13 protein-coding genes are annotated in these 18,088 nt (G+C 68.8%); 8 read left to right on the top strand and 5 right to left on the bottom strand.

The window, feature by feature from the left end:
* Positions 1 to 4: 4 nt before the first annotated feature.
* The 3 genes from VF106_RS40700 to VF106_RS40690 form a co-directional block, all read right to left on the bottom strand.
* Complete coding sequence (locus VF106_RS40700; protein ID WP_330845351.1) at positions 5 to 1,984, bottom strand: multicopper oxidase family protein; 1,980 nt, start codon at positions 1,982 to 1,984, stop codon at positions 5 to 7.
* Positions 1,985 to 2,090: 106 nt separating this feature from the next.
* Positions 2,091 to 3,515: an NDP-hexose 2,3-dehydratase family protein gene (locus VF106_RS40695; RefSeq protein ID WP_330845350.1), complete on the bottom strand. Its 1,425-nt coding sequence runs from the start codon at positions 3,513 to 3,515 to the stop codon at positions 2,091 to 2,093.
* A gap of 9 nt (positions 3,516 to 3,524) precedes the next feature.
* Positions 3,525 to 4,742 (bottom strand): phthiocerol/phthiodiolone dimycocerosyl transferase family protein, encoded by a 1,218-nt coding sequence (locus VF106_RS40690; protein ID WP_330845349.1) that lies wholly within the window; start codon positions 4,740 to 4,742, stop codon positions 3,525 to 3,527.
* Positions 4,743 to 4,944: 202 nt separating this feature from the next.
* On the opposite strand from VF106_RS40690, the gene VF106_RS40685 reads away from it, so the two are divergent.
* Together VF106_RS40685 and VF106_RS40680 are read left to right on the top strand one after the other, a co-directional pair.
* On the top strand, positions 4,945 to 6,111 hold the full coding sequence (locus tag VF106_RS40685; RefSeq protein ID WP_330845348.1) for a cytochrome P450: 1,167 nt from the start codon (positions 4,945 to 4,947) through the stop codon (positions 6,109 to 6,111).
* 111 nt (positions 6,112 to 6,222) lie between these two features.
* Positions 6,223 to 7,428 (top strand): amidase family protein, encoded by a 1,206-nt coding sequence (locus VF106_RS40680; protein ID WP_330845347.1) that lies wholly within the window; start codon positions 6,223 to 6,225, stop codon positions 7,426 to 7,428.
* Positions 7,429 to 7,492: 64 nt separating this feature from the next.
* Here VF106_RS40680 and VF106_RS40675 read toward each other — a convergent pair whose 3' ends face one another.
* Positions 7,493 to 8,413, bottom strand: coding sequence for an Asp23/Gls24 family envelope stress response protein (locus VF106_RS40675; RefSeq protein ID WP_330845346.1), 921 nt, complete (start codon positions 8,411 to 8,413; stop codon positions 7,493 to 7,495).
* Positions 8,414 to 8,641: 228 nt separating this feature from the next.
* Between VF106_RS40675 and VF106_RS40670 the strand changes: the two genes are divergently transcribed.
* From VF106_RS40670 to VF106_RS40650, 5 genes are all read left to right on the top strand, one after another.
* Positions 8,642 to 9,715, top strand: a complete 1,074-nt coding sequence (locus VF106_RS40670) for a hypothetical protein (RefSeq protein ID WP_330845345.1) — start codon at positions 8,642 to 8,644, stop codon at positions 9,713 to 9,715.
* Positions 9,712 to 10,593, top strand: coding sequence for a hypothetical protein (locus VF106_RS40665; protein ID WP_330845344.1), 882 nt, complete (start codon positions 9,712 to 9,714; stop codon positions 10,591 to 10,593). The genes VF106_RS40670 and VF106_RS40665 overlap by 4 nt, the downstream gene beginning before the upstream one ends.
* Before the next feature lie 31 nt (positions 10,594 to 10,624).
* The gene (locus VF106_RS40660) at positions 10,625 to 11,755 is read left to right on the top strand and encodes a glycosyltransferase family 9 protein (RefSeq protein WP_330845343.1); all 1,131 of its coding nucleotides are present in this window, start codon (positions 10,625 to 10,627) and stop codon (positions 11,753 to 11,755) included.
* A 67-nt stretch (positions 11,756 to 11,822) separates the two neighbouring features.
* The gene (locus VF106_RS40655) at positions 11,823 to 12,674 is read left to right on the top strand and encodes a DUF72 domain-containing protein (protein WP_524535872.1); all 852 of its coding nucleotides are present in this window, start codon (positions 11,823 to 11,825) and stop codon (positions 12,672 to 12,674) included.
* 285 nt (positions 12,675 to 12,959) lie between these two features.
* Positions 12,960 to 14,123 (top strand): glycosyltransferase 87 family protein, encoded by a 1,164-nt coding sequence (locus tag VF106_RS40650; RefSeq protein ID WP_330845342.1) that lies wholly within the window; start codon positions 12,960 to 12,962, stop codon positions 14,121 to 14,123.
* A gap of 18 nt (positions 14,124 to 14,141) precedes the next feature.
* Here the strand turns inward: VF106_RS40650 and VF106_RS40645 are convergent, their stop codons facing one another.
* A complete protein-coding gene (locus VF106_RS40645; RefSeq protein WP_330845341.1) occupies positions 14,142 to 14,744 on the bottom strand; it encodes a TetR/AcrR family transcriptional regulator in 603 nt (200 codons plus the stop codon).
* Positions 14,745 to 14,816: 72 nt separating this feature from the next.
* Here VF106_RS40645 and VF106_RS40640 point away from each other — a divergent pair, with 72 nt between their 5' ends.
* Positions 14,817 to 17,963 carry a penicillin acylase family protein gene (locus tag VF106_RS40640; protein WP_414639171.1) on the top strand — a complete coding sequence of 1,049 codons (3,147 nt, stop codon included), beginning with the start codon at positions 14,817 to 14,819 and terminating at the stop codon, positions 17,961 to 17,963.
* Positions 17,964 to 18,088: the final 125 nt, after the last annotated feature.

Below are 18,088 nucleotides of genomic sequence, written 5' to 3'. Positions count from 1 at the left end.
GTGGTTACGAGTGCCCACCGTGGCCGCTCGAGGGCGCGGTGTTGCTGGAGGCGGCTGAATGCCCGCCGTGGTTGGAGCCACCCGAGTGCATGTGGAACCGGGCCACCTCGGCGGGGTGTACGACGAAGGGGCGCATCATGCCCTCGTCCTCGTGGTCGAGGATGTGGCAGTGGTACATGAACTCGCCGGTCGCGCCCTCGAACTGGCCGGCGACCGTGATCCACTCACCCTGCCGCAGGTTGAAGGTTTCCTTCCAGCCCTCCTCGTACTTCTCGATCGGCGGGCCGTCGTTCGGTGCGGGCAGCGGCCGGGTGGTGCCGCCGGCCGCGATGTCGAAAGCCGTCAGGTCGGTGAAGGTCCGCCGGGTCAGCAGCTGGAACCGCGCCATGTGGATGTGCGTCGGGTGCGGGGCCCCGCCGAGCTGGAGCAGGTTCCACACCACCCACCGGCCTCGGTCGATGAAGATCGTCGTCGTGTCGTCGAACAGGCGCGCGACCTTCCGGAACGTTCGCACGTTTCCCGTCGCGGGGTCGGTGAGCTGGATGACCCCCTCCGCAGGGAACTGCTCCGGCAGCTCGTCCGGGTCGGTGATCTCCGTCAGCTCCCACATCTCCGGGTGCGCTCGGCCGGCCACACCGGCAGAGGTCGTCGCCACGAACACCTCGTCGTGGTCCTCCGGCACGGTCGTGCCATGTGCCAGTCGGACGTACGATGTGGACAGTCGGGCCGGCAACTGGAACGGGTCGGGCTGGCCCTGGTTCCCGACGCGGAACTCCATGATGTCCGGCTCGACCGTGGCACCGGTGTTGACGAGACGCAGCCGCTGCCCCGGGAACCGGCTGAAGTCGATCAGCAGGTCGGCCCGCTCGGCCGGGGCGAGTGTCAGCCCGCCCGCGGGCATCGGCGCCGGGGCGGGCAGCAGGCCGGAGTCCGTGCCCGCGATCCGGACCGCGTCGTTCTGGACGGTGCCCGCCTCGTCGACCAGGTTGAGACGGAAGAACCGGGCGTTCGCCGCGTTGAGCACGCGGAAGCGGTACCAGCGCTTCTCGACGTCGAGGTGCGGCCAGATGACGCCGTTGACGAGGGTGAACGGGCCGGTGACGGGGGCAGCTATGCCGTTCGCTGGCAGGTACTGGAACTTGAACAGCAGTTGACCGGTGAGCGCGCCGGTCGCGGGGTCGGTGTCCAGGTTGCGGTCGGCGATGATCAGCGGGATCTCGTGGTCACCGCCCGGGAGTCCGAGCGCGTCCTCCTCGTCGTCCCGGATCAGGTACATGCCGGCCAGACCGGCGAACACGTTGAAGCGCGTCACGGCCATCGCGTGGTCGTGGTACCAGAGTGCCGTCGCCGCCTGGCGGTTCGGGTACTCGGTGAGCTGCGTGCTCCCCGGCAGCATGCCGTTGTGCGCCCAGCCGTCGTTGCCGCCGTTCGTCAGCGCGCCGTGCAGGTGCACGACGTTCCACGGCGGCAGTTCGGCGACACCGTCGATCAGCTCGACCCCGGCGGGCAGGCTGCCGTCCGGGTTGCGGTAGCCGGGCACGTTCGCCGGTGTCGGCTGCGCGAACGGCGCCCGCACCGCCACGAGCGGGACCGTGCCCTCGAGCTCGTTGGTCCACGCGACCCGCAGCCGCCTGCCGCTACGCACCTCGATGGTCGGGCCGGGGAACTGTCCCTCGTAGGCCCACACCGTGGTCTCGGGCAGCTGCGAGTGCAGCCGTATCCGCGCATTGGTCATCGTGATCGTGAGATCGTCCAGGTTCTGTCGCGAGGATGACCGGATCGCCGGCGGAATCCTCAGCGCGTCGAGGAACTTGGTGAGACCGAAGTTCGGCGCCGCGGACGGTGCTAATCGTCCGCGGCCTGTCGCCGCCGAGGCCGTCGCACCCGGGGCACTCGCACCGAGCAGGCTCACGCCCGCCACGACGCCCGCGGACCCGAGCACGGCCGAGGCGAGGAAGGTTCGACGGTCGACGGAATCATCCATCAGGTATTTTCTCCTGCGTTTTCTCATGGGAGTACAACCGTTGTGCGGCAACGGTTCACCGATTCCTCATCAGACTATCGGCGGCGATCTTCTTCGCGCGTCCGGCTCACCACAGGGTGTGCAGGCACGTCAGCAGGCTGCGTGCCTCGACGTTGAAGTAGTTGCTGTACCGCACCAGATCGGTGGCCTGCCGCGCGGTCATCCAGATGAAGTCCGGTGGCACCTCGACGGGGAAGTCGTCACCGACCTCGACGACCAGGTAGCGGTTCTCCGCGTGGTGGAAGCGGCCGCCCTCCTCCGAGTGCACGACGTCGTGCTTGATCGCCTCGGGTGGGGCCTCCAGCACCTCTCGTAGGTACGGCGGCGGCTCGGCGCCAGCGTAGTTCTCCGGCGTGCAGTGCACGGTCGGGGCCATCTCGATCACGTCGAACGTGCCCGCCTGCGTGCGGGCCTGGACGAGCACGTGCAGCACGCCACCGATCCGCTTGGCAAGGAAGGCGAGCAGCCCCTGGCCGACCGGCGCCAGCATCGGCTGCGTCCAGTGCGCCACCTCGCGGTTGCTCGCACGGACGTCGACGCCGATCACCGTGAAGTACTTGCCGTCGTCACGGCTGATGTGCTCGTCGGTGGCGTGCCACCTGGACACCTGGTTGAGCGGGATCCGTTGCTGGTCAAGGCTGTGCTTGGTCTTGGCCTCGGTGAACCAGCTCAGCAACGATGGCAGCTCGTGCAGCGCGCCCTTGCGCTCGGCCAGGGACCGCAGGAGCGCGCCGCGGAACGAGTCCTCGTCGAGCATGGACGGCCGGTCGACCGGCGCGGCGAACGGGATGCCGGACAGCACCGTCCGCGAGTCCATGTTGACCAGGTTGTCGACGTGCAGCAGCTCGTGCAGCTGCGCCAGCGTCAGCCAGCAGAAGTCCTCGAGCACCGGGATGTCGTCGGTGACCTCGATGACCATGTTGCGGTTGCGCTTGTGCAGGAACCACGCGCCCTGCTCGGACTGCAGCACGTCGACCAGCACCCGGCCACGCCACGGTGCCATGAAGTACTCCAGGTACGGAATGGGCTTTCCCTTGTGTACCCGGGTGTAGTTGCTGCGGGTGGCCTGCAGGGTGGGGGAGAGCTGGGTCAGGTTGACGTTGCCCGGCTCCATCTTGGCCTGCATCAGGCAGTGCAGGACACCGTTGAACTCCTTGACCAGAATGCCGAGGATGCCGATCTCCGGCTGCCGGATGATCGGCTGCGTCCAGTGCGCGCGCTCGCTGTGGTCGGTGTTCACCGACAGTCCTTCGATCGTGAAGAACCGGCCGCTGTCGTGCACGAGGTTCCCGGTGTCCGGTTGGAACCGCCAGCCGGACAGCCCGCCGAACGGAACTCGCGTGACCCGATAGCTGTTGGCCTGCACGCGTTCGGCGAACCAGCTGCGGAACGAGGGCGTCGGGACCAGCACCCGGTCCTGTGTGTTGGCCGACTCCGTGAACCGGTGCAGCAGGTCGTCGTCGGTCGTGGTCAGCAGTCCGGCGGCGGACATCGGCACGCCTCAGCCGTTAAGCTTGTCGGTCAACCGCAAACGGCCCAACTGTTCACGCAGGCAGTCGAGGCGCCTCGGCAGTTCCGGATCGTCGACGGGCCACGTGAGATCGATACCTGTGCGTCCGTCGAAGGTGCTCACCACGTAGCCACCCATGGCCGAGGTCTCCCTGATGCGGGAGGCGGAGCGGAAGTTGGTCAACAGTAGACCTTCCGGTGTGCGCATGGGTGGTATCGGTCCCCAGTTCATCATGCTGACAATGGCGGGGGCCTTGCTCGGATCCCACGGTTTCGCGCCGGGCCTCGACTGCGCGACGAGGTCGAGGAGGCTGCGCTGGATGGAACCGTCGGCCAGCCCCGCGCGTAGCTGCTCACCGACCGCGCGACCGATCGACACCGCGGTGGGTTCCATTCCGTTGGTGGCCTGGAAACCCGCGCCGCCGAGCACGTTCGTACCCTCGGTCGGACCGACCCGCGGAGTGAGATGACCGCGGAGGTTCACCGTGAACCGGTACACCAGGTCGGTCACCGGCAGCCCGCGAATCTCGGCCTCGGCGAGAAGTATGGCGCCCGACAACAAGCCGTTGATCGTCACGTGCTCACGGTGGCCGAGTTCCGCCAGTGCCGTCGTCTCCGCCACCGTCAGGCGATGTTGGACCACGTGCCGGACGACCGCGGGCTGTTCGGATACCGGTTGGACCGCCACACCCGCTTCGGTGGGGGCAGAACCATGGATGCCGCGCTCGGCCAGCAGGTCCTCCAACGACCTGGGAAACGGATGACTGGGCAGGTCCACGGGCAGGCCGGCCACGACATCGGTGTAGCAGGACCACAGTGCGGCGAACACAGCGATGGCGTGGTCGGCGTCGGCGATGCCGTGATGGGTTACCAGACACACACTCACGTCGTCGCCGTCGCGTACGACGTTGAGCGCGCTCAACGCCCGGTGCTGAGCCACGTCCACACCGGACAACGGGCGTTCGGGGTCTCCGTCGTGGACACGGACGTCCGGCAAGGCGTCGGACGCCGTGAAAACAGGTCCGTCGTCGCCGGCTTCCAGCCGGGCCGCGAACTGCGGATAGGCGCGACACACGGCCTCGTAGGCAGTCGTCAGGGCACCAAGATCCAGTCGGCCTGCGGCGCGCACCGAGAACCCGATGTAGGACTCTCGCCCGGCCTGGATCTTCTCGGTTGGTGACAGCGCACGCCAAACTCCAACTGTCGTCACGAATTGCCTCCAGTCAGGGTTCTGGTTCTCGCACCGTCGTTAGCAGGCTTGCCCACGCCGTTCGCCGAGGCCATCCCCAACGCGGGTAGTCCCGGCCGGCACCGGAGACAGAACGACAAGCTTTGGTGATGCCCTGTCATGTCCGGCGCCGGTAACTTCCTGTCTGTCCGGGCAAGGACGTCGCGGAAACCGAGGGAGTCCCGTGTTCGACACGCATGAGCAGCACGTCTGGATGCGCGGGGAGCTGCCGCCCGCGAAGGTCCGGTTCGACGAGGACACGCGAATCCACCACGTGTACGGATACGACGACGCGCAGAAGATCATGCTGGATCCCGCGACCTTCTCCAGCAACTCCCAGCGGCTGATGCCGAGCAAGTTCAAGTTCGCGACGGAACTGACCGACGGGAACATGGTGCGGCTCGATCCACCCGAGCACACCCAGCTGCGCAAGATCGTCAACCGCGGGTTCACGCCGAGGATGGTCGCCGACCTGGAGCCGCGCGTCGCCGCGCTGACCCACGAGCTGCTGGACGAGGCCGGCGACGGGGACCGGATGGATCTGGTGGAGTCGCTCGCCTACCCGCTGCCGGTGATCGTGATCGCCGAGATGCTCGGCGTTCCCGGGTCCGACCGGGTCTGGTTCAAGCAGCTGATGACCAAGCACCTCAACAGCGACAAGGACGCGCTGGAGGACGTGGCGGCCGCGATGGAGCAGCGCGTCGCCGACATCAAGCAGTTGCGTGCCTACCTACTCGAACACACCACCGACCGTCGGCGCTCCCCGCGCGACGACATGCTCACTGCCCTGGTCCAGGCGGAGGTGGACGGCGAGCGGCTCACCGACGCCCAGGTCGTCAACTTCGCCAACCTGATGCTGATCGCCGGGCACGTCACCACCGCGTCGATGCTCGCCAACACCGTGCTGGCGCTGGACATCAACCCCGTGCAGGCCAAGCGGATCCTCGACGACCGGACACTGCTGCCGGGAGCGCTCGAGGAGTCGCTGCGGATGTACCCGCCGTTCCAGCGCATCATCCGGGCGACCATGGTCGACACGGAAGTCAGCGGGCACGCGATCCCGCGCGACCGGCTCGTCTCGGTGTGGATCGGCGCGGCCAACCGTGAGGAACGCATCTTCCCGAACCCACACGAGTTCGACCCGAACCGCGACATCAACCTGCACCTGTCCTGGGGGCTCGGTGTGCACTTCTGCCTTGGCACGTCGGTGAGCCGGCTGGAGGGCCGGGTCGCGCTGAACATCCTGTACGACCGCTACCCTGACCTGCGCACCGACCCGGAACGACCGCCGGTCTCCCAGCCCTCGCCGGACTTCACCGGTCTGCAGTCGCTCCCGCTCATTCTCCGATAGTCATCTGGGTCGGCGAACACCCTGCGTCGCGGTGGTCCTGGACGCGTACCGCCGCCGCCTGTCGGTCACACTGCCGGCACGCTGACGTGGACGTGGACGTGGGGGTGGATGATGTCTGACCGGATCGAGGAGGCATTGCGCAGGGCGCGGGAGTCGGCCGCGTTCATCACGGTCACGGCGGAGCGAGCGCGCCGGGAAGGACCGGGCCCGCTGGTCGCGTGGAAGGACCTGTTCGACGTCGCCGGCACACGCACCACCAACGGTTCCGCGACTCGTCGCGACGTGCCGGTGGCAACGGAGGACGCGCCGATCGTGCGGAACCTGGCAGCCCGCGGCGCGGTGTGTGTCGGGAAGACGAACCAGAGCGAGTTCGCTTTCTCGGGGCTGGGGTTGAACCCGCACTTCGGCAATCCGGTCAACCCGCTGGCGCCGGACCGGGTGCCGGGCGGCTCGTCGTCCGGGTCGGCCGTGGCGGTGGCGGACGGGATCGTGGACCTGGCGGTCGGCACGGACACCTCCGGTTCGGTGCGTGTGCCGGCGGCGTTCTGCGGGTTGGTGGGGTACAAGGCGAGCATCGATCGCTACGACCGCACCGGCATGCAGCCGCTCGCGCCGAGTCTCGACACGATCGGTGTGTTCACGCATGACGTCGCGGCCGCGGTGCGTGCCGACGCGTGGCTGCGTGGCGCGCCGGTCGAGTCGCATGAGACGGAGTTCCGGTGTGTGGTCCCGACCGGCGAGCTGCTGGACGACTGCGACCCGGCCGTCCGGACCGCGTTCGAGGACACGCTGGCCGCGTTGGCGCGGTCCGGTGTGCGGATCGACCACCGCCCGCTGCCGTCGTTGGGCGAAGCGCAGGAGCTGATGGACCGGCACGGCACGCTGGCCGTCGCCGAGGCGTATGCGCGGCATGGCCACTTCTTGGCCGGGCCGAGCGATGTGGATCCCTTGGTGCTGCGTCGGTTGGCCGACTTCAACGCGGCCGGTGAGCCGGTGGTGCGTGCCGCGCAGGCGGGGTTGCGGGACCGGTTGGTCGAGGAGTTGGCTGGCGCGGTCCTGCTGTGCCCGACGGTCCGTGACCCGGCGCCGGCGGTTGCTCCGCTGCTGGCGGACCTGGACGTGATGGCGACGGCCAACCGCCGGGCTCTGCGCACGACGATGTTGTTGAGCTACTTCGGTCTGCCGGGGGTCGCCGTGCCGCATGGCGCGCTGCCGGGTGGTCTGCGTGGCAGCGTGCTGCTGTCCACTCCCTCCGGTGACGACGATCGCCTGCTGGCGGTGGCGGCCGCGATCTGGCCGCTCTTGGCGGAGGGGTAGAACGGCTGACACTCGGTCCTGGCCGCGTTCTCGCATCCAGGACCGAGTGTCGTGGCTGCTCGCCTCAGGCGGCGTGGATGTCGCTGACGTGGACGTCCACAGCCGCGACGTCGAGGCCGAGGAACTGCTCGACGGCCTCGATCACGTCGACCCGGATCTGCTCGGCCAGCGCCTTGATCGCGTGTCCGAACTCGACCACCAACGAGACCTTGACCGTGGCGATGTCGTTGTCCAACGCGACCGAGATGCCCTCGTCGTCAATGCTGTGCACGCCATCGATCTTGCCGACGACGATGTTCACGACCTTCGCGACGACCCCCTCGCCCACGGTGACGCTCCCGCGAGCGCCCGCAGCGGGCCGAGCCTCGGACGCGACCGGCACGACGACGGGCACGACGACGGGCACGACGACGGGCTCAATCTGGTCGGCGTCTTCGGCGTCGTCCGCGTCAGCGTCGGTGTCGTCGTCAGCGTCCACGTCGGTGGTGTCGGCGGCGGTCTCGGCAGCGACCAGCGCGTCATCGGCTTCGGCAGCGACGGGCTCGACGTTCTCCGCGCTACCGCCGTCCTCATCGGAGACCTCGGCGGCAGTGTCTACTGCGATGTCTTCTGCGATGTCGTCGTCCGTGGCGGCTTCTTCGTCCGTGGCGGGCTGCTCGGACTCCTCGGCATCGGTCTCGATCGCGGCGTCGTCCGCGACGGGCTCGTCGTCAGCCTGATCGTCGACATCGGCCGACTCTGCGGCGTCGTCGCTGCTGTTCTCGGAGTCGCTGTCAGCCGGTGTGTTGTCGGTGGACTCGTCTTCAGTGGACTCAACGACGTTGTCCGCACTCGGCGCGGTCTCGACGCCCTCGGCGACCTCCTCGGTCGCGGTGGCGTCGTCCGTCGGATCCACGGTCACGATCACGGTCGGCTCGACCTCCTCGCCGGGGCTGGTCGTGGCGTTCTTGGAGCGGCCGAAGAGGGTGTTGATGATCTCGGGCATGGTCGTTGAGCCCTTTCGAGAGCGACGAACTCGGGGGAGGAGGGGGAGTAGACGGCGCCATGATAGGGGGCCCGACCGTGACGCTGATCACCCGTCCCGTCTTCGAGATCTCGTTGTGTCCCTAGAATGTTCAGGTTGGGGCGGAGTCCTCCGGAACGGAACTTTCCGGTCGTACGGGAGCGGCCGTTTGCCAGACAGGGCAGGCACTTGCGTGCGAAGCTGCCCGCCATGCGAACGGTGGGAGCGGTGCTCGCGGCGGCCGTGTGCCTGCTGCTGTCCGGCTCACCGGCCACCGCCCAACCGCCGGATCCACAGCAGCTGATCGACCAGCTCTCCCAGAACCGGGTCGTGCGGCTGCCCGGTGCGGTCACCACCGTCGATGTGGCCAGGGTGCCCGACGACGAGAGGGTGCTGCTCGCTCCCCAGTCCGGTCTGCCGCCGGGGTTGGTCGCCCTCCTGAAGTGGGCCGGCGACACCGGAGTCGCGCTCACGGTTGTCGAAGGGCTGTGGATCGAGCGGTACGAGGGCACCGAAAGCGAGCGGCCACTCGCGACGGCCGACGAGCGGGTTCTGCGGCAGGTCCTCGCCTACGGTGACGTCACCGGCGTCGTGCTCGGCGAACAGGCGTCACCGGCGACCGTGCCCGCCACGGACGCGCAGCTCGACCAGTTGACCGTGAGCCAACCCCGCGACGGCGTTCGCCTGGCGCGGGTCCCGATGGGGCCGGTGTACGTCGACTACGCGGGCAGGCTGGCGGCTCGCTTCCCCGGCGAGCTGGTCGTCGTCGCGCACGGGGCCTGGCTCGAGTTCGCCGGCCCCGGCGCCGATCGGGCCGAACACGCGCGGAACGCCGCCTACGGCCCGGTCCTCCTCAACCGCGGTCGCTCGACGGACGTGGTGACCGCCGTCCTGGACCGGATGACCGAACCGCCCGCTCGGCCGGTGTACGACCTGCCGCGGCCGGAGAAGGTCGACCTGGCCGGCTCCGCGATCGTCGTCACGCTGGTCGCGGCGGCTGCCACGGTCGTGGCGATGTTGCTCGTCCTGTACCTGCGGTGGGCGCTGCGCAGGCGCGAGACCAGGGAAGGGCTGCGGGAGGCGCGGGCCAGGGCATACCTGTCGATCGAGGAGCTGGGCACCAGGCTGGCCGAGGACCAGGCCGACGTCCCGGCCGCCGCCGAGCGGTACGCCACCGCACGCGCGCTCTTCGACCAGGCCCTCACGCCCGAGGCGATGGCCGCGGTGCGGGAGGTCGCCGAGGAAGGGCTCGTGGTGGCGGGCGACCGTGAGGAGGACCGGTGACCTGGCGCCGTCCGCACGGTTGGGTGATCGTGCTGATCATCCTGGTGTCAGCGACCTGGGTGGTGCTGACGGAGACACGCAAGTCCGCCGAGCTGACCGCGCTGCCCGACGAACTCCGCTACACGTCGGTCCACGTCGCACCGGGCGCGGAGCGGATCTTCGACGCCGAGCGGGCACGGCGGATCATCGGTGACCGCCCGATCGCGGTGATCGTGGGTGAGCGCACCGGCATGTGTGCCGATTTCGCGGACATCCTGCCAGGCGTGATCGTGCTCTGGGTGAACGACGTCCCAAGAATGCCGATCAAGACCTGCGACGGTGGATCCCCTTACTACGAAAGGAACCTGACCGCCACGGCGCGGGAGGCCGTGACGCTCCTCGACACGGACCATGACTGGACCGTCCACGTCGAGGAGTACGTGCGTGCGTTCGACGCCCACGTGGCGGAGACGTTCCCCGGCACACCGCCACCGGCCCGCGGCCCGCCACGCCCCGCGAACGACGGCGCGGTCGAGAAGATCGTGCTGGTCATGTCGGCGGCGATGGGTGTGGTCCTCCTGGTGGTCGTCGCCTTCCTGGTCCGCGAGGTGTGGTCGCTGGCGGAGTATGTCCTGCGGCGCAGGCGCGACTGGCGGGCCAGGACGAACGCCCGGCTCAACCGGCTGGCCGACCGGGTGCTGCGCCTCACCGAACCCGGCAGCACGTCGACACGACGCGCCGCGACCGCGAAGGGCTACGTACTCCTGCTGCAGGCCTTCGAGTCCGCGACGAACGAAGCGCAGCGGTTCGCGGTGGACGAGCAGCTCCGCGAACTGGAGTGGCAGGCGGGCATCCCGCTACCGGAGGACCGCGCGGCACGGCGACCACCGGCACCGTAAACCGTTCGCACGCGGTTCTAGGGTTGGCGGTGTGCCCGCTGAGTCAGTACTGGTGAACTTCGTCTACTGCCATCCGGTCGGTCACGCCGTGGAAGCCCTGCAGTACTCCCTCGGCTTCCGTCGCGCCGACCCGGACCGGCGTATCGGTGTGGTGTTGCTCGAGAAGACGGCCGTGGAGCTCGCGTCGTGGTGCGAGCACATCGACGAGGTGTACACGGTGGACGTCGACGTGTTCGAGCCGCCGAGCCCGGACGTGCTCTCGCACGTGCCGGCGGAGTGGGACTGGGTCGTCGACGATCCTCGCGGTCACCAACAGTGGCAGCACGACCTGTTCCCCGGACTGGCTGGCTACTACGACCTGGCTGCCAGGCACTTCCGCGCCAGCCGGGGTCACCTTCCCATCGGCGCGCCACGACCGTCGTACCACCCGAAGAACCGGCTCGAGCTGACGCTGCCCGACGAGGCGCGGACCTGGGCCGCTGAACTCCTCCCGGACGGCGGCCCCACGATCGCGGTGCTGCCCGGCGGCAGCAGCCCGAGGTGGCGATACCCGTCAGTGGCCAGCTGGCGCCGCGTGTTGAGCGCTTTCACGGAGCGCTGGCCGACGGCGCGCTTCTGCCTGGTGGGCAAACTGGCCGAGGACGGCCGCACCAACACCACGTTCACCCGCGAGGAGTTCACCGCCATCGCGGACGTGGTGCCGGACGCGGCGTGGGCGGTGGACGTGCCGCTGGCTCGACAGCTGGCCGCGGTAGAACGCTGCGACCTGTTCCTGTCCCCGCACACGGGCTTCGCGTTCGCCGCGATGGCGGTCGGCACCCCGTGGCTGGCACTGGCCGGTAACGACTGGGCCGAGTACTACTTCAACCCCGGCGTCCCGTTCTACTCGGTCCTACCCGACCTGAAGCGCTTCCCGAGCTACGTCATGCTCGGCAACAAACCGGACCCCGTCGAGGACGACGGCCCCCGCTCACCGAGCATGTCGGCAGAACGCATCACCGAGGACCTCCCCGAGCTACTCGACGGCGCGACCTGGCTGTTGAGCGGAGAAGCGGACTTCGAAACCGCGATGCGCGACCACTTCCGCCGCCTGGTCCCCCTCTTCGAAGGCCGCACGGACGCGATGTTCTCCGTCGACAACCTGCACCTTCCGTACGTGTGATCAGGTCGCGAGTGACGACTCCCGCCCGGGTAGTAGCTTCTCTCACGAGTGAGGGGAGCTGGGCGGAGTGACACGTCTGCATGTCGGCTGTGCGATGTGGACCCACAAGGCTTGGCCCGGGCGGTTCCTGCCGCAGTCGCTGCCGGCCTGGGAGCGCCTGCGGGCCTACGCCGGCTGGTGCAACGCGGTCGAGGGCAACACCACCTTCTACGCGACGCCCGCCAGAAAAACCGTCGCGACGTGGGCGCAGCAGACCGATCCCGGCTTCCGGTTCGTGGTCAAGCTGCCGAAAATCGTCACGCACGAGCGCCGGTTCGTCGGTGTCGAGGCCGAGATGCGGGCGTTCCTGGACGCGATCGAACCCCTCGGCGAACGGGCGGTCCTGTGGACCCAGCTGCCCGGCTCGTTCGGCCCTTCCGACGTCGAGGCCCTCGGCCGCTTCCTGCGCCGGCTGCCCACCGACCGTCGACGCGCCGTGGAGGTGCGCCACCCCGGGTTCTTCACCGACGCCCGCTCGACGGCGCTGCTGGAGGGCACGCTCGCTGACGCGGACGCCGAGTGGGTGCCGTTCGACACCACGGTCTTCTTCCAGAGCCCGCCGACCAGCGAGGCCGAGCAGGACGCCTGGGCCAAGAAACCGCGGCTGCCCCGGCGGACCCGGGCGCTGACCGACCGGCCGATCGTCCGCTACCTGGGCCGGGACTCGATCGAGGAGACGGTCCAGGGGTGGCGGCCGTGGACCGAGGTGGTCGCCGACTGGCTGCGCGAGGGCCGCTCGCCGACGGTCTTCGTACACACCCCCGACAACGACGACGCACCGGCACTCGCCCGCCGATTCCACGACCACGTGCGAGCGCTGGTACCCGGCCTCGAGGCGCTACCCGAACCGGAACCGGTCGAGCCCGCGACCCTGTTCTGAGCGATGACACCCAGCTCGCGGCTCCAGGCGAAGGTTGGTTGCCTCGCCAACCGGACTGCTTGTGTGATCCTTTTCATTTCCGGCTGGTGAACCGCCCACCGGCGGGCGCCCGTACTGCGCGACGTGGCCGAAGATCAGCACACAGGGGAAGACGTGGCGACGAGCGTGGCCGGCTCGCCTCGACGTGCCACCGGGGCGCGCCCGCCTCATCGAGTCTCGAGATTCGTCCTGGAACCGTCCTCGCGACGCCACTGGCAGGTCATCGGCGTCAGCGTCGCTGTGTGCGTGGTCATCGAACTCATCCTGGTTCCGCTGTTCTACAACCACTTCATCGATCTGAGCGCGTACTGGGAGGGCACCGCCGCCTGGACGAACGGAGGAGATCTCTACGGTTCCCTGTCCTCGCGATGGGTGAGCGAGGTGCCGGATTTCATCTATCCGCCGTTCGCGCTCATCGCACTCGCGCCGTTCACGATGACCTCGTTCTCGGTCGCGAAGGTGACGATCGTCGCGGCCTCTGTGGCCTGTCTTGCCATCAGCGGCTATGTGGTTCTGCGGAGACTTCGCCCAACCGCGCCGACGTACACCACGGTTCGCCTGGTCGCTGTGGCAATGCCCGTGCTGGCCGTGCTCGAGCCGGTCCGAACCACCGTCGGCCTTGGGCAGATCAACATCCTGCTGATGACCGCGGTGGTCGTGGACTGCCTCGGCCCGGCGACCCGCCTGCCCCGCGGCATCCTGGTCGGTCTCGCCGCGGCCATCAAGGTCACCCCAGCCGCCTTCCTGCTCTTCTTCCTCCTACGTAAGGACTTTCGGGCGTCGGTGACCGCCGTCGTCACCGGCGTCGTCGCCACGGGTGTGGGTTTCGCGCTGGCTCCCAGCGAGTCGGTGCGTTTCTGGTTCGGTGGCGTCCTGTTCCAACCGCACCGCGTATCGGGACCCGCGACCCGGGAGAACCAGACCATCGCGGCGGCGCTGAGTCGGCTTCACCTGTCCGAGAGCGCGCACCTGGCCACGCGGATCGCGCTCATCGTCATCGTGCTGGTCGTCGGCGCGATAGCGATACGGCACGCCGACCGGGCACTGGCTCTGCTGGCCAACGCGGCGGTGGCGTTGCTGGTGTCACCGCTGTCCTGGATCGCGCATTGGGTGTGGTTGGCGATGGCCTGGTTGATGATCGCCCATCGTGCGTTCGCCACGATCGGCGACGACACGGCGAGTTCGCGCCGTCGGCGCGGGGCGGTCGTGGTGCTGCTGGTGGTCACCGCGGCATTCGTGGTATCGCCGCACCTTCTCGCTTCGCCCAACGGCCCCTCCTGGCTCCCGTGGGAACACCTGGTGATCAACACGTATCCGATCACGGCCATCGGCTTCCTGGTCGTCGTCGCCCGCCTGGCCCATCGCCGCCGGGAGGCCGACGTGGAAAGGCCGATCATTCGGTCAGACTGACTTGGACATCCGTTCAAGTCAGGTGGCGAGCGCGTCGAGCGCGCCGACGACGAGGTTTGCCGTGGTCAGCGCGGCCGTGGAGTCCCTGTCGTTGAGCCAGTTCAGGGTGGCGCCGCCGGTGACCGTGACGACCAGCCGGGCGACGTCGTCCAGCGGCACCGTCCACTGCCGGCCGGTCGCCGTCGCGATCTCGTCGAGCAGGACGCGCACATTGGTCAGCAGCTCGCGATGGGCCTGCTCGGCGATCGGGGCAAGCTCCTTGTCGCGCAACGCATAGGCGTTCAGCTCGTAGGTGAGCAGCTGGCGCCTCGGCGACCGTTCGACCAGTGACCAGTACGCCCGGAACGCTGCGGTGAGCGCGCTCCTCAGGTCCGTTCCCGCGTCGGCCGGGACGGACAGCGCCGCCCGCGCCGCCGTCGTGTTCTCCGTGTTCAGCTGCCGGATCGTCTCGGCGATCAGCTCCTGTTTCGAGGCGAAGCAGTAGTGCACGAGGCCGAGCGGGACGTCCGCCTCCTCGCTGATCCGCCGGATCGACGCGGCACCGACGCCCTCGCGGGAGAGCAGCGCGATGGTCGCCTCGATCAGCTGCCACCTGCGCTGAGCGACCGGTACCCGTGCCATTGCGCCATCCTGCCCTTGACTTGGACGAGTGTTCAAGTCACGATCCAATCGTCGTGCTACGAGAGGACAACGATGTCTGGTCGTTCGTGGACGAAAAGGGCCTTCGGCGTGCTGACCGTGGGCGCGGCGGTCGCGGCGGTGGTCACGGTGCCCGCGATGGCGGCACCGGTGACGGTGCGGACGGCATCCCAGCTGGACTACTGCCTCGGGCAGTGCGCGGACATCCTGCCACCGGGACAGAACGGCAACGCGACCTTCGCCGAGCTCCTGGCGCACACCGTCAGCGGGGCCAGGCCGGCCCACTCCGCCGACCAGCTCGGGATGTACGGGAGCCTGGCCAGCGGGTACCAGACCCTGACCACGGACACGATCACCCAGTTCTTCAACGACAACTCGTTCGGCGTGGCCGCCGACGACATCGAGCGGAGCTACCAGCCGCGCGCGGACGTCACCGTGGTGCGCGACAAGAAGGCCGGCGTCCCGCACATCTACGGGACCACCCGGTCGGGCACCATGTTCGGCGCCGGGTACGCCACGGCGGAGAACAAGCTGTTCCTCATGGACGTGATGCGGCGTGCCGGGCGCGGCCAGGTGACCTCGTTCGCCGGAGGTGCCGAGGGTAACCGCGTGCTGGAACAGGGCTTCTTCGCCGCGTCGCCCTACACGGAGCAGGAACTGACCGCGCAGATCGAGAGCGTGCGCAGGCAGGGGCCCGCCGGCGAGCTGGCGTACTCCGACGCACAGGCCTATGTGGATGGCATCAACGCCTACGCGAGGCAGGCCAAGGACGGCCGGTACTTCCCCGGGGAGTACGTGGCCATCGGCAAGATCGACGCGATCACCAACGCCGGCACCATCGAGCCGTTCACGCTGACCGACATCGTCGTGCTGGCGTCGCTCGTCGGCGCGCAGTTCGGCGGTGGCGGCGGCAACGAGGTGCAGCAGGCTGTCGCGAAGCTCGCGCTGCAGGAGCGCTACGGCCTCGCGGAGGGCGAGCGGCGCTGGCAGGAGTTCCAGTCGCAGAACGACCCCGAGGCGATCAGCACCATCCACGATGGACGGTCGTTCCCCTATGCCGCGTCGCCGGCGAACCCACAGGGGCTCGCCCTGCCGGACAAGGGATCGGTGACCCCGCAGCAGATGGTGTTCGACCAGACCGGGTCAGCGGTCTCCACCCAGCAGCAGGCCGCGGCGGCCGGGATGTTCCAGGCGCGGGGGATGTCCAACGCGCTGGTGGTCTCCGGCGCCCACACCGAGTCCGGCCACCCGGTCGCCGTGTTCGGCCCGCAGACCGGGTACTTCGCGCCGCAGCTGCTGACGTTGCAGGAACTGCAGGGGCCGGGGATCTCGTCGAGGGGCGCGTCGTTCGCCGGACTGAGCTTCTACACCCTGCTCGGCCGCGGTCAGGACTACGCGTGGAGCGCCACCACGGCGGGACAGGACATCATCGACACCTACGCCGTCGAGCTGTGCGAACCGAACGGCGGCACACCGACGAAGGCGTCCGGCTACTACCGCTTCCGCGGTGAGTGCCTGCCGTTCGACGTGGTGGAGCGGAAGAATGCCTGGACGCCGACGCTGGCCGACGGCACGGCCGCGGGCTCCTACACGCTTCGTTCCTACCGGACGAGGTACGGACCGGTCACGCACCGGGCCACGGTCGGCGGCAAGCCGGTCGCCTACACCACCGTGCGATCGACGTTCCTCCACGAGGCCGACTCCATCATCGGGTTCCAGAAGTTCAACGACCCGGCCGCGATCCGTTCCGCGCAGGAGTTCCAGCAGGCGGCGATGGACGTCAACTACACGTTCAACTGGTTCTACGCCGACTCGCGGGACGTCGCGTACGTCAACTCCGGTGACAACCCGGTCCGCAAGTCCACAATGGATCCCGCGCTGCCGGCGTGGTCCGGCGTGGCCAACGAGTGGCAGGACTGGAACCCGAACGGCAACACGGCCACCTACACCCCGTTCGCGCAGCATCCGAACTCGGTGAACCAGGACTACTACATCAGCTGGAACAACAAGCAGGCGCCGGGCATGAGCGGCAGCCCGGAGAAGTCCTCGGTGCAGCGCGGCGACGTGCTCGACCGGCGGGTGCGCGACCTGATCGCGAACGGCGGGAAGGTCAACCGGGTCACCCTGACCCAGGCCATGGCCGACGCCGCGGTCACCGACATGCGTGCCGAGCGCATCCTGCCGAACCTGTTGCGCGTGCTGGACGGCGACCCCGCCACCGCCGCGCAGGCGGCGACACTGCGCGCCTGGCTGGCCGCCGGCGGCAAGCGCACCGAGACCAGCCTGGGCAGCCACACCTATGCGCACGCCGGCGCGATCGCCCTGTTCGACGCGTGGTGGCCACGACTGGTCAAGGCGATCTACGAGCCGAAGGTCGGCGCCGACGCGTACCGCGCGCTGACCGGCGTCATGCGGATCAACGAGTCGCCGTCCGGTTGGCAGCTGGGCGAACCCGGGCTGAACACCGGCCACCCGCACAGCGGCTCGGCGTTCCAGTACGGCTGGTTCGGCCAGGTGTCACAGGACATCCGCGCGGTGCTCGGCGAGAACCCGGCCGGTAAGACGACGACCCCGCTGTGTGGCGGCCTGAGCGCGTGCCGAAAGGCGCTGTCCGACACGCTGCTCGGCGCCGCGGCCGAACCGCTGACCGTGACCTACCCCGGCGACGAGGGCAACTGCGAGGCCGGCGACCAGTGGTGCGCCGACTCGATCGTGCAGCAGAAGATCGGCGGCATCGGCCACGACAAGATCTCCTGGCAGAACCGTCCGACCTACCAGCAGGTGGTGGAGTTCCCCGCACGCCGCGGCGACGACATCACCAACCTCGCCCTGGGCAGGACGGCCACCGCGACCGGCGCACAGTCGGGCCACCCCGCCGCACACGCGGTCGATACCGACCCGACGACCCGGTGGGCCAGCGAGTGGCGCGACAACGACTCGATCACCGTCGACCTCGGCGCCACACGACGGGTCGCACGGGTCCGACTGGACTGGGAGGCCGCCTTCGGCGCGGCCTATCGGATCGAGACATCGACCAATGGCAGTACGTGGCGACAGGTTCACACCACCAGCACCGGCAACGGGGGAATCGACAACATCACGTTCCAGGCCACCGAGGCGCGCTACGTCCGCATGGTCGGCGTGCGGCGGGGGACCGGATACGGCTATTCCCTCTACGACCTCGCAGTATTTTCCCACTGAGAACACCCTCGCGACCCGTGGGGACCGTTGTGTTAAGCACGAACGGTCGGGTACGTAACAATTCCCCGGCACCGGAAACACCTGCGTAGTTCGGATGCAACCGATTGGCAATGAATCGGTTGTGG

Origin of the sequence: Actinophytocola sp. (assembly GCF_036378875.1) — a bacterium.
Taxonomy (GTDB): domain Bacteria; phylum Actinomycetota; class Actinomycetes; order Mycobacteriales; family Pseudonocardiaceae; genus Actinophytocola.
This window is presented reverse-complemented; position numbering and strand designations above follow the sequence as displayed.

Bases quoted from the DNA above. Each gene is read 5' to 3' on its own strand.
- VF106_RS40645 (WP_330845341.1), bottom strand. From the start codon at position 14,744: ATGGCACGGGTACCGGTCGCTCAGCGCAGGTGGCAGCTGATCGAGGCG.
- VF106_RS40695 (WP_330845350.1), bottom strand. From the start codon at position 3,515: ATGTCCGCCGCCGGACTGCTGACCACGACCGACGACGACCTGCTGCAC.
- VF106_RS40675 (WP_330845346.1), bottom strand. From the start codon at position 8,413: ATGCCCGAGATCATCAACACCCTCTTCGGCCGCTCCAAGAACGCCACG.
- VF106_RS40670 (WP_330845345.1), top strand. From the start codon at position 8,642: ATGCGAACGGTGGGAGCGGTGCTCGCGGCGGCCGTGTGCCTGCTGCTG.
- VF106_RS40680 (WP_330845347.1), top strand. From the start codon at position 6,223: ATGTCTGACCGGATCGAGGAGGCATTGCGCAGGGCGCGGGAGTCGGCC.
- VF106_RS40700 (WP_330845351.1), bottom strand. From the start codon at position 1,984: ATGGATGATTCCGTCGACCGTCGAACCTTCCTCGCCTCGGCCGTGCTC.
- VF106_RS40640 (WP_414639171.1), top strand. From the start codon at position 14,817: ATGTCTGGTCGTTCGTGGACGAAAAGGGCCTTCGGCGTGCTGACCGTG.